This window comes from Robertmurraya sp. GLU-23, assembly GCF_052983275.1.
Map to the genome: position 1 here is coordinate 43,343 of NZ_JBRKCV010000024.1, position 10,795 is coordinate 54,137.

Genomic DNA, 10,795 nt, shown 5'->3' on the forward strand with positions numbered 1-10,795 from the left:
AAACAAATGAGTGACTATTTAATAAAAGCTCTTGCCTATGACGGGCAAGTTCGTGCTTACGCAGCTAGGAGTACAGAAACAGTAGGAGAGGCACAAAGACGCCATTATACATGGCCTACAGCATCAGCTGCCTTAGGGAGAGCTATGACTGCAGGGGTAATGATGGGTGCTATGTTAAAAGGGGAAGAAAAAATCACTATTAGAATAAATGGTGGGGGTCCACTTGGTCCGATTTTAATTGATACAAATGCAAAAGGGGAAGTACGCGGATATGTAACCAATCCTCAAACTCATTTTGATTTGAATGAACATGGAAAGCTGGATGTTCGAAGAGCAGTGGGAACAGATGGTTTTTTATCAGTTGTTAAAGATATTGGGCTACGTGAGAACTTTACAGGCCAAGTACCTCTTATCTCAGGAGAATTGGGTGAGGACTTTACTTATTACTTTGTCACTTCAGAACAAGTTCCTTCATCTGTTGGAGTGGGTGTCTTAGTCAATCCTGATAATAGTATTCTTGCTACAGGTGGATTTATTATCCAGTTAATGCCTGGAACAGAAGATAAAACGATTGCAGAAATAGAAGCTCGCTTAAAAAACATTGAACCGATCTCGAAGATGATTGAAAAGGGCCTCACTCCTGAGCAAATACTAAATGAGCTACTAGGTAAAGAAAACGTAAAAATCCTTGAAACCTTACCTGTTACTTTTTCTTGCACATGTTCAAAGGAGAAATTCTCGAATGGAATTATCTCTCTAGGTAAAGAGGAAATAGAAGATATGATTGTGACAGATGGCCAAGCGGAAGCGCAATGCCACTTCTGTAATGAAAAATATCAGTTTACGAAAGAAGAATTAGAAGTCCTAAAGGAACAGGCGAAATTTTAATTAAAACCTGGGGGAGAAATGGTGGATAAAAGGTATTTAAAGTCTTTAGTTGTCGGCCTTCTCTTGCTAAATTGTGCAACCATTATATTTTTCTTATCACGGGATAACGGTGGTAGTAAAGAGGTAGTGGCAACGATAGGGAATGAGACCATAACTAGACAGGAATGGCTTGGGGAAATGGAAGAGCGTTATGGACGTGATATATTAAGTGAGATGATTGATCAAAAAGCAATTGCTCAATTAGCTGAAAAATATGACATCTCCATTTCAAAAAAAGCAGTAGATAGAGAGCTTCTTTTGGTGAAAACCATGTACGGGTCAGGATCTAATGAGAACCTAGATGAAGAAAAATGGAGACAGCAAATTCAATATAGCATCATGCTTGATGAGCTTCTGACAAAAGACGTGGTAGTGGAAGAAGAGGATTTAAAAAAGTTTTATGAGGAAAATTCTAGCCTGTACGAAATTCCAACCGCTTACCACCTTTCTCATATTATTGTAGAGACGGAAGAAGAAGCAAAAAAGGCGCTAGAGGAACTTGAACAGGGTACAAGTTTTGAGGCGTTAGCAAGGGAACGTTCCATTGATGAATTCAGTGCAAATCAAGGGGGCGATATTGGGTATGTTAGTGAAGAAATGGACCAGTATGCCCGCGACTACTTAGCAGCTGTCAAGAAGTTGAAGGAAAATGAGTGGACAGGTCCGATTAAAACAGATAATGGTTTTTCCATTGTTATGCTTCACGATCAAATAAAAGGAAGAACGTTCGAGTATAAGGATGTCAAAGACAGTATTCGGAGACAAATAGCCTTAGAGCAAATGGATGTAACTGCAACGGCGCGTGACTTTTGGGAAGAAGCTAAGGTTGATTGGTTTTACGAACAGAACTAGGATAGTTCATTCGAACGATTTTTTACTTGAAAAATCAGTGAAGTTTTATGTAAAAAGATTGACACATGGCAAATTTATGATATAAATTAAATTAAACCAATAAAAATAGTCGGAATAAGGAGTGGTTGTTGATGGCACGTGTAGCAAACTCTATTTCAGAACTAGTCGGGCAAACGCCGATTGTGAAGCTTAATCGCCTTGTTGAAGAAGGTAGCGCAGATGTATACTTAAAGCTTGAATATATGAATCCAGGAAGCTCAGTAAAAGACCGTATTGCTCTTGCGATGATTGAGTCAGCTGAGGAGAGTGGAGAACTTAAGGCTGGAGATACGATTGTTGAGCCAACGAGTGGTAACACGGGAATTGGTCTTGCCATGGTTGCTGCAGCAAAAGGATACAGAGCTATTTTAGTTATGCCTGAAACGATGAGTATGGAAAGACGTAACCTCCTTCGTGCATACGGAGCAGAGCTTGTTTTAACACCTGGTCCAGAAGGAATGGGCGGAGCTATTCGTAAAGCGGAAGAACTTGCAAAAGAAAATGGCTACTTTATGCCACAACAATTTAAAAACCTATCTAACCCTGAAGTTCACAGAAGAACGACAGGTAAGGAAATTGTTGAGCAAATGAGTGAAGGTCTTGATGCATTCGTTTCAGGGATCGGAACGGGTGGAACGATTACAGGAGCTGGTCAAGTTCTTAAGCAAACTTTTGACAATGTTAAAATTTATGCGGTTGAACCAGTTGATTCACCTGTATTATCAGGTGGTAAGCCAGGTCCACACAAAATTCAAGGGATCGGTGCAGGTTTTGTCCCTGATATTCTTGATACAAAGGTATACGACGAAGTGATTCAAATCTCTAATGACCAAGCTTTCGAATATGCACGTCGTGCAGCAAAGGAAGAAGGAATTCTTGGAGGAATCTCTTCGGGTGCAGCTATCTGTGCTGCATTGAAGGTAGCAAAAGAGCTTGGAGCAGGTAAGAAAGTGCTGGCAATTATTCCAAGTAACGGTGAGCGTTACCTAAGTACTCCATTATATCAATTCGAAGATTAATCAAATCTAAGCAACAGTCCCTAGGGCTGTTGTTTTTATTTAGCCAAATAGTAAAATAAGACAAGGAACTTTTATTTTCACTTTTTTAAAGGGGAGAACCTTTTTTGAAAATACTAACATTAACTAGCAAACAGATACCTTTTGATAAAGAAAGGTTTTACCAGAAGTACAGAGAGCTTTCTGGGTCATATCAACACCATGTGTTGTTAGAAAGTGGCCGAGGTGGACGATACAATATTGCTGCTTTTGGACCAGAAACAATCTTTATAGGGAAAAACAACAAACTAACGATTGTTGAAAAGGATAGAAAACAGGAACTACAAGGGAATCCTCTTCATTTAATGAAAGAGTATCTTGCTCAATATACGCTTGAGCATCAGGAAGGGCTTCCGGATTTTCAAGGAGGCCTTATAGGTTATATCAGCTATGATTATGTGCGCTATATAGAGAAAATGCCTAGATTTTCATCGGATGATTTGGACATGCCTGAGGTTTATTTTTTCCTCTTTAATGAATGGTTTGTGTTTGACCATGAAAAGGAAACACTCTGGCTCTTGCAGATTCAAGAGAAGGGATATGAAAGTCCAGATGATCTCGATGAGTGGGAGTCAAAGTGGGCAAGCGCACTCTTGAAGTTCGAACAAGAAAGAATTACTCCTCATAATGATGATCTTCATGTTTCTATGAGCGACGAGCAGTTTATGAAAGCGGTAGAAAGAATTCAGGAGTACATTGCTCAAGGCGACATCTTTCAAGTGAATTTATCTGTCCGTCAAGCAAAAGCAATATCTATTCCAGCGATGAATGTATACGACCAGCTTAGACAATTGAATCCTTCACCTTATATGAGTTATTTACATACCCCTGAGTTTCAGATTGTGGGTGGGTCTCCCGAGCTCCTTGTTAAAAAGCATGGAAAAGAGGTTAGTACAAGGCCGATTGCTGGGACTCGTTCTCGAGGAGAGAATGAAGAAGAAGATCTTAGACTTGCAAAGGAACTCATTGAAAATGAAAAAGAGAGAGCAGAGCATGTGATGCTCGTTGATTTAGAACGAAATGATTTAGGAAGAGTTTGTGAGTACGGAACGGTTGAAGTAAATGAATTTATGGTTATTGAAAGATATTCGCATGTGATGCACATTGTCTCGAATGTTAGAGGTGTCATACGACCGGATCAAACATCCTTTGATTTAATTGATGCAGCCTTTCCTGGTGGTACGATTACAGGAGCCCCTAAGGTCCGAACAATGGAAATTATTGAAGAGCTCGAGCCGGTTCAACGCGGAATTTATACAGGTTCCATGGGTTGGATTGGTTTTAATGATGACATGGAAATAAATATTGTCATTCGAACCATGCTAGTAAAGGAAGGACAAGCTTTTGTACAAGCGGGAGCAGGGATCGTCATAGATTCCAATCCTAAACATGAATACAAAGAATCTTTGAAAAAGGCAATGGCTCTTTGGAGAGCAAAAGAATTGGCGGAAAAAGGTGAATTCCAGTGATTTTAATGATAGATAATTATGACTCATTTACTTTTAATCTTGTTCAGTACTTAGGTGAACTTGGTGAGACTTTGGAAGTTAAGCGAAATGACGCCATAAGTATTCAAGACATTCAAGAGTTAGGTCCAAACTTTCTTATGGTTTCACCTGGCCCATGTAGTCCGAATGAAGCAGGGATATCATTACGAGCAATAGAGGAATTTGCAGGAAAGATTCCCATTTTTGGAGTATGCCTAGGTCATCAGTCGATCGCTCAAGTATTCGGGGGAGATGTCGTGCAAGCAGAGCGGTTAATGCATGGTAAGACCTCTCTAATGTATCATGATGGAAAAACAATCTTTGAAGGATTAGCAAACCCTTTTCCCGCAACAAGATACCACTCTTTAATTGTAAAGAGAGAGACTCTGCCAGAATGCTTTGAAATATCTGCTTGGACGAAAGAAGGAGAAATCATGGCAATCAGGCATAAGGATCTTCCGGTAGAGGGGGTTCAATTCCACCCAGAGTCTATTATGACATCGGCAGGGAAACAATTGCTTCAGAATTTTGTTTCGTATTACAAAATGGAATTGTCTCCAAAGAATGAGGGATTTTGATGTATTTGTATATGAATGGAGAAATGATTAAGGAGGAGGAGGCAAGAATCTCTCCTTTTGATCATGGTTTCCTTTATGGCATGGGCTTATTTGAAACATTTCGTGTATATGAAGGTCATCCCTTTTTAATAGAGGATCATCTTGAACGACTAAATAGCAGTCTAGAGATGATTGGAATTCAAAAAATCCTAAATAAAGACGAAGTGATTCAAGCGCTCAAGCTTCTATTGGAAAAGAACCAGTTATCCAATGCTTATATTCGACTAAATGTATCAGCAGGGGTCGGAGCGGTCGGTTTACCAGTAGAGCCGTATGAACATGCCAATGTAATGATGTTTGTAAAGCCTCTTTCCAAAGCCGGTGGACCGATACAGAAGGAAGCTCAGTTTCTAAAGCTCAGTCGAAATACTCCAGAAGGCCCCTTACGTTTGAAGTCTCACCACTATATGAATAATCTCTTGGCAAAAAAAGAAATAGGAAATCGGACAGATGTGGAAGGGATTTTTCTAACGGAGGATGGTTTTATAGCAGAAGGAATCGTCTCAAATATTTTCTGGGTAATAGATAACCAATTGTTTACCCCTGACCTTGGTACAGGAATATTAAATGGAATCACCCGATCATTTATAAAAGAACTTGCTAGTAAAAGAGGAATACAGGTTAAGGAAGGATTCTATAAATCAGATGTGCTTAAAACAGCTACTGAGATATTTGTTACAAACTCGATTCAAGAGATTGTCGCAATTTCTAAATTGGATTCACTTGTATTTCCTGGTGTAAAGGGTGAGTTTTTTCAGGAGCTGCACAAAGAGTATCGTTTGTGTTCAAATAGACTTTGGAGTAGAAGGGAAATAGTTCAACAAAGGAATTAGGAGGCGGACCAATTGATTACTGCTGGACCATATACATTAGATTTCGAGAAGAAAACAATCATCATGGGAATTTTAAATGCTACCCCTGATTCATTTTCTGATGGTGGAAGCTTTAATAGAATTAATGAAGCGGTCAAACGAGCGATTGAGATGGTGGAAGAAGGAGCTGATATCATTGATATCGGTGGGGAGTCCACAAGACCTGGGGCGAGATTTATACCTTCCGAGGAAGAGATTGAACGTGTGGTTCCTATTATTAAAGCAATATCAAAAGCAGTTGATGTTCCTATATCCATCGATACATACAAAGCAGATGTTGCTAGAGAGGCACTGGCTGCTGGAGCTCATATTATTAATGATGTATGGGGTGCTAAGGCTGACGCGAATATGAAACAACTAGCAGCTGAAACAAAGGCACCTATCATTCTCATGCATAACCGGGAGGATCGGAACTATCAGTCTTTTTTCAGGGATGTTATGAATGATTTATATGAAAGCATAACTCTAGTGAAGGATGCTGGTGTGAGTGATGAACAAATTATATTAGATCCGGGCATTGGTTTTGCGAAGAATGTAAAGTTAAACTTGGAAATGATGAGACATCTACATAAGCTTGTAGCTATTGGTTACCCTGTTCTTCTCGGAACGTCTCGAAAATCAATGATAGGTGCAGTATTAGACTTACCTGTACATGAACGAATGGAAGGAACCGGAGCAACCGTATGTTACGGTATTCAACAGGGATGCCAAATCGTCAGAGTTCACGATGTGAAGGAAATTAGTCGAATGGCAAAAATGATGGATGCGATGATGGGAAAAGGAGAATATGATGGATAAAATTTACGTTAACCGTATGCAATTTTATGGTTTTCATGGTGTATTCCCAGAAGAGAATCGATTGGGTCAGAGATTTATGGTTGATCTTGTTGTTGAAGTAGATTTGAAGAAGGCGGGCCAAAGTGATAACTTGAATGAATCCATTAACTATGGTGAGCTCTTCCAACTGTGTAAAGATATTGTGGAAGGTAAACCATTTAAGCTAGTAGAATCAGTTGCTGAGGAAATTGCTTCACGCGTTTTAAGGGAATTTCCTAAAGCCCATGCTGTAACGGTAAAGGTAATCAAGCCTGATCCACCGATTCAAGGACATTATGAATCAGTCGCAGTTGAAATAATGAGGAGTAGATCAAATGAATAACTTGGCCTATATTTCCTTAGGTACAAATATGGGAGATCGATATAAAAACCTAGTAAATGCCATTCATTATTTAAAAGTGGAAAAAGAAATTCATTTGGTAAAATGCTCCTCTATTTATGATACGGTTCCGGTTGGATATACGGAACAAGATGACTTTTTAAATATGGTAATCTCGGTTAGAACCACACTTACGCCGAATGAATTATTAGAAATCTGCCTTCGTATTGAAAAAGATTTAGGGAGAAAAAGGGAATTCAAGTGGGGCCCAAGAATAATAGACCTTGACATTTTGCTCTACAATCAAGAAAATATTGAAGCAGAGAACCTAATTGTTCCACATCCAAGAATGCAGGAACGCGCGTTTGTTCTTGCGCCATTACTTGAGATAGATTCTTCCATCATGATACCAAATCAGGATAAGTCGATAGAGGACTATTTCAATATGAACGCTGAAAAAGAAGGGGTACGAATATGGAAGCAGAAAAATGGGGAAGACGTATTCGCGCTTTTCGAAAACTAAAAGGTTTTACACAAGAAGGGTTTGCTAAGGAAATCGGTGTTTCTGTTTCTGTATTGGGCGAAATAGAACGAGGAAATCGAATGCCTTCAGATCATTTAGTGGAAACAGCGGCTCAAGCACTAAAAGTTTCTGTAAAGGATTTAATGCCACAAGAGGTGGATGAATAAATATATTATTAAGACGGAGGGGTAACATGCTTAAAATTGGTAATATTGAAATGAAAAATCAAGTAGTGTTAGCTCCAATGGCCGGAGTATGTAACTCTGCTTTTCGTCTAACTGTTAAAGAGTTTGGTGCAGGTCTAGTTTGTGCTGAGATGGTTAGTGATAAAGGAATTATCTTAAAAAACGAAAAAACAATGAATATGCTTTACATCGATGAAAGAGAGAAGCCATTGAGCTTGCAAATCTTTGGTGGGGAAAAAGAGACATTAGTCCAAGCTGCCAAGTTCGTTGATGAAAATACTAATGCGGATATTATTGATATTAATATGGGATGTCCGGTTCCGAAAATCACAAAATGCGATGCAGGTGCTAAGTGGCTTTTAGATCCTAATAAAATTTACGAGATGGTTTCTGCGGTTACGGATGTTGTAAAAAAGCCGGTTACTGTAAAAATGCGTATGGGCTGGGATGAAGATCATATTTACGCTGTTAAGAATGCCCAGGCCGTTGAACGAGCTGGTGGTAAGGCAGTTTCTTTACACGGTCGGACTCGGGTCCAAATGTACGAAGGAAAAGCAAACTGGGATATTATTCGTGAGGTTAAGCAATCAATCGGTATTCCATTAATCGGTAATGGAGATGTAACGACTCCTCAAGATGCCAAGCGTATGCTAGAAGAAACTGGCTGTGATGGAGTAATGATCGGTCGTGCAGCTCTAGGAAATCCTTGGATGATCTACCGTACAGTTAAATACCTTGAATCAGGGGAGCTCATGGGTGAGCCAACCGTTCGTGAAAAAATTGATGTGTGCATACTTCACTTAGATCGTCTTATTGCTCTTAAAGGAGAATATGTAGCTGTTCGTGAAATGCGGAAGCATGCAGCTTGGTATTTAAAAGGAATTAGAGGAAATGCGAAGGTGCGTAATGGTATTAATGAATGCAATACTCGTGCTGACCTTGTTACTTTATTAACAGCTTTAGTTATAGAAGAAGAAGAAAAAGAAGCGATGGAATCTCAAGTGGGTTAAGATTTGACTTCTAACCGAACATTCAATATAATACGTTTGATTATGTAAACTGCCAGTTAATGCTGGCAGTTTTTATTTTATTTTACTTTTTTAATGTCTGTTTTTCTCACTTTGTGTAAAATAATATAGTATGCTTATAAGATGGTGTTATTACATAAATTCAAGCAATTGATGTTTGATAGATACAAGAAGGAAAATGGAGTTGATAAAAAATGAGTCATGAGGAACTTAATGACCAATTACAAGTCAGAAGAGAAAAACTAGCTTCCCTTCAAGAAAAGGGACTCGATCCATTCGGAAAGAGATTTGAACGTTCTGGCTTCTCTCAAGAGTTTATTAATCAGTACGGAGAAATGGAAAAAGAAGAGCTGGCAAATAAAGCTATTGCGGTAACTATTGCTGGCCGTATCATGACAAAGCGAGGCAAAGGTAAAGCTGGCTTTGCACATATCCAAGACCTAAAGGGACAACTGCAAATATATGTTCGTCAAGATGCTGTAGGTGAAGAGCAATATGAAATCTTTAATATTGCTGATTTAGGAGATATTGTTGGTGTAACTGGAACATTGTTTAAGACACAAGTTGGAGAGCTGTCTGTAAAAGTAGAAGACTTTCAGCTTTTAACAAAGTCATTACGTCCGCTTCCTGATAAATTCCACGGTCTAAAGGATGTTGAACAGCGCTACCGCCAACGTTATGTTGATCTTATTATGAGTCAAGAAAGCAGACACACATTCATTACTCGTAGTTTGATCATACAATCTATGAGAAGATACCTGGATTCTAAGGGGTACCTAGAAGTAGAGACGCCTATGATGCATGCAATTGCAGGTGGGGCATCTGCTCGTCCATTCATAACACATCATAATGCATTAGATATGGAATTATATATGCGTATTGCCATCGAACTTCATTTAAAGCGTCTGATTGTCGGTGGCTTAGAGAAAGTTTATGAAATTGGACGTGTGTTCCGTAACGAAGGAGTATCTACTCGTCACAATCCTGAATTTACAATGATTGAACTGTATGAAGCTTATGCTGATTATCAAGATATTATGAGCCTTACAGAAAATCTAATTGCTCATATTGCTCAAGAAGTATTAGGTACAACTACTATTCAATACGGTGAATATGAAGTAAACCTCAAGCCAGAATGGAAGAGACTTCATATGGTAGATGCAATTAAGGAATATACAGGTGCTGATTTCTGGAGAGAAATGAGTGTAGAAGAAGCAAGAGCTTTAGCGAAGGAACATGGAGTAGAAATTAAAGATACTATGCTTTATGGCCATATTGTTAACGAGTTCTTTGAGCAAAAAGTAGAAGAAAAGTTAATTCAACCGACATTTATATATGGTCATCCGGTTGAAATATCCCCTCTTGCTAAGAAAAATGATCAAGACCCTCGCTTTACGGATCGATTTGAATTATTCATTGTGGCTCGTGAACATGCGAATGCTTTCACTGAGCTGAACGATCCGATTGATCAACGTGAACGTTTTGAAGCACAATTAAAAGAGCGTGAAGAAGGTAATGATGAAGCTCATATGATGGACGATGACTTTATTGAAGCTCTTGAGTATGGTATGCCTCCTACAGGTGGTTTAGGAATCGGAATTGATAGACTCGTTATGCTCCTAACTAATGCACCTTCTATTAGAGATGTATTGTTATTCCCAGCGATGAGACATCGTTAACGATCTAAGTAGCGTACAAGAATATGAATTATTCTTGTACGCTACTTTTTTTATTAAAAAATATGTTGCATTCAGCTCGATATGATGATATATTATTATCTGTTGCCGCAAAAGGAGTTAACCTTCTGAGAAAATAATTTAAAAAAAGTTATTGACTCTCGCAGTTACTTCTGGTAATATTAAAAAGTCGCCCAAGAGCGACGAGCTAATAAATTGTTCTTTGAAAACTAAACAAATCATACGTCAACAAAAAAATGATTAGTGTTGAAAATACACTAGCCAACGTTTTAACTTTAAGAGCTAATCTTACTCTTTATTGGAGAGTTTGATCCTGGCTCAGGACGAACGCTGGCGGCGTGCCTAATACATGCAAGT

At 38.8% G+C, this 10,795-nt stretch carries 12 protein-coding genes and 1 rRNA gene; all 13 read left to right on the top strand.

Annotation, left to right across the window (positions count from 1 at the left end):
- The first annotated feature begins 6 nt into the window (after positions 1 to 6).
- Positions 7 to 888, top strand: a complete 882-nt coding sequence (gene hslO / locus ACVBAX_RS23705) for an Hsp33 family molecular chaperone HslO (protein WP_447119285.1) — start codon at positions 7 to 9, stop codon at positions 886 to 888.
- Positions 889 to 906: 18 nt separating this feature from the next.
- Positions 907 to 1,779, top strand: coding sequence for a peptidyl-prolyl cis-trans isomerase (locus ACVBAX_RS23710; RefSeq protein ID WP_447119287.1), 873 nt, complete (start codon positions 907 to 909; stop codon positions 1,777 to 1,779).
- Positions 1,780 to 1,910: 131 nt separating this feature from the next.
- Entirely contained in the window at positions 1,911 to 2,837 is a 927-nt protein-coding gene (gene cysK / locus ACVBAX_RS23715) for a cysteine synthase A (protein WP_447119289.1), read from the top strand.
- Between the two features lie 104 nt (positions 2,838 to 2,941).
- Positions 2,942 to 4,342, top strand: coding sequence for an anthranilate synthase component I family protein (locus ACVBAX_RS23720; RefSeq protein ID WP_447119291.1), 1,401 nt, complete (start codon positions 2,942 to 2,944; stop codon positions 4,340 to 4,342).
- Entirely contained in the window at positions 4,339 to 4,938 is a 600-nt protein-coding gene (gene pabA, locus ACVBAX_RS23725) for an aminodeoxychorismate/anthranilate synthase component II (protein WP_447119293.1), read from the top strand. Before ACVBAX_RS23720 ends, pabA begins: the two co-directional genes overlap by 4 nt.
- Positions 4,938 to 5,810 carry an aminodeoxychorismate lyase gene (gene pabC / locus ACVBAX_RS23730; RefSeq protein ID WP_447119295.1) on the top strand — a complete coding sequence of 291 codons (873 nt, stop codon included), beginning with the start codon at positions 4,938 to 4,940 and terminating at the stop codon, positions 5,808 to 5,810. Before pabA ends, pabC begins: the two co-directional genes overlap by 1 nt.
- 63 nt (positions 5,811 to 5,873) lie before the next feature.
- Positions 5,874 to 6,647 carry a dihydropteroate synthase gene (gene folP / locus ACVBAX_RS23735; RefSeq protein WP_447119309.1) on the top strand — a complete coding sequence of 258 codons (774 nt, stop codon included), beginning with the start codon at positions 5,874 to 5,876 and terminating at the stop codon, positions 6,645 to 6,647.
- Complete coding sequence (folB, locus tag ACVBAX_RS23740) at positions 6,640 to 7,008, top strand: dihydroneopterin aldolase (protein ID WP_430777107.1); 369 nt, start codon at positions 6,640 to 6,642, stop codon at positions 7,006 to 7,008. Before folP ends, folB begins: the two co-directional genes overlap by 8 nt.
- A complete protein-coding gene (gene folK, locus ACVBAX_RS23745; protein ID WP_447119297.1) occupies positions 7,001 to 7,528 on the top strand; it encodes a 2-amino-4-hydroxy-6-hydroxymethyldihydropteridine diphosphokinase in 528 nt (175 codons plus the stop codon). Before folB ends, folK begins: the two co-directional genes overlap by 8 nt.
- On the top strand, positions 7,480 to 7,695 hold the full coding sequence (locus ACVBAX_RS23750; RefSeq protein WP_160548447.1) for a helix-turn-helix domain-containing protein: 216 nt from the start codon (positions 7,480 to 7,482) through the stop codon (positions 7,693 to 7,695). Before folK ends, ACVBAX_RS23750 begins: the two co-directional genes overlap by 49 nt.
- A gap of 26 nt (positions 7,696 to 7,721) precedes the next feature.
- The gene (gene dusB, locus ACVBAX_RS23755; RefSeq protein ID WP_447119300.1) at positions 7,722 to 8,723 is read left to right on the top strand and encodes a tRNA dihydrouridine synthase DusB; all 1,002 of its coding nucleotides are present in this window, start codon (positions 7,722 to 7,724) and stop codon (positions 8,721 to 8,723) included.
- Between the two features lie 212 nt (positions 8,724 to 8,935).
- Positions 8,936 to 10,420 carry a lysine--tRNA ligase gene (gene lysS, locus ACVBAX_RS23760; protein ID WP_447119302.1) on the top strand — a complete coding sequence of 495 codons (1,485 nt, stop codon included), beginning with the start codon at positions 8,936 to 8,938 and terminating at the stop codon, positions 10,418 to 10,420.
- A gap of 313 nt (positions 10,421 to 10,733) precedes the next feature.
- A 16S ribosomal RNA gene (locus ACVBAX_RS23765) occupies positions 10,734 to 10,795 on the top strand; the annotation flags it as partial.

What these genes read in the sequence shown, in the direction of transcription:
- lysS (WP_447119302.1), top strand. Translation starts at nt 8,936, where the DNA reads ATGAGTCATGAGGAACTTAATGACCAATTACAAGTCAGAAGAGAAAAA.
- hslO (WP_447119285.1), top strand. Translation starts at nt 7, where the DNA reads ATGAGTGACTATTTAATAAAAGCTCTTGCCTATGACGGGCAAGTTCGT.
- ACVBAX_RS23710 (WP_447119287.1), top strand. Translation starts at nt 907, where the DNA reads ATGGTGGATAAAAGGTATTTAAAGTCTTTAGTTGTCGGCCTTCTCTTG.
- folB (WP_430777107.1), top strand. Translation starts at nt 6,640, where the DNA reads ATGGATAAAATTTACGTTAACCGTATGCAATTTTATGGTTTTCATGGT.
- folP (WP_447119309.1), top strand. Translation starts at nt 5,874, where the DNA reads ATGGGAATTTTAAATGCTACCCCTGATTCATTTTCTGATGGTGGAAGC.
- cysK (WP_447119289.1), top strand. Translation starts at nt 1,911, where the DNA reads ATGGCACGTGTAGCAAACTCTATTTCAGAACTAGTCGGGCAAACGCCG.
- folK (WP_447119297.1), top strand. Translation starts at nt 7,001, where the DNA reads ATGAATAACTTGGCCTATATTTCCTTAGGTACAAATATGGGAGATCGA.
- ACVBAX_RS23750 (WP_160548447.1), top strand. Translation starts at nt 7,480, where the DNA reads ATGGAAGCAGAAAAATGGGGAAGACGTATTCGCGCTTTTCGAAAACTA.
- pabC (WP_447119295.1), top strand. Translation starts at nt 4,938, where the DNA reads ATGTATTTGTATATGAATGGAGAAATGATTAAGGAGGAGGAGGCAAGA.
- dusB (WP_447119300.1), top strand. Translation starts at nt 7,722, where the DNA reads ATGCTTAAAATTGGTAATATTGAAATGAAAAATCAAGTAGTGTTAGCT.